Source organism: Streptomyces sp. URMC 126 (genome assembly GCF_051386555.1).
GTDB lineage: Bacteria > Actinomycetota > Actinomycetes > Streptomycetales > Streptomycetaceae > Streptomyces.
The window spans coordinates 1-278 of the sequence record NZ_JBPQTX010000814.1; the positions used below are offsets into that span (position 1 = coordinate 1).

1 protein-coding gene is annotated in these 278 nt (G+C 67.3%); it reads right to left on the minus strand.

Annotation, left to right across the window (positions count from 1 at the left end; genetic code table 11):
* Nucleotides 1-278: transaldolase family protein (locus ACSNOK_RS34040; RefSeq protein ID WP_436784603.1), on the minus strand; the 278-nt coding region annotated here is incomplete at both ends.

The window sequence follows — 278 nt, forward strand, 5'->3', positions numbered from 1 at the left end:
GCGATGAGGTCGCTGATGTAGAGGGTGTCGGGGTAGTCCTGGTTCTTCACGCCGGTCGATGCCCACAGGGGGCGCTGCGGCTTGGCCCCCTGCGCCTCCAGTGCGCGCCACCGGTCGGAGGAGAAGACCTCTTCGTATGCCTGGTAGGCGAGCTGTGCGTTCGCCAGCGCGGCCTTGCCTTTGAGGGAGGGGTCAGCGCCAGCTTCGTCCAGTCGCCTGTCGATCTCGGCGTCCACGCGGGAGACGAAGAAGGAGGCGACCGACTCGATCCCGTCGAG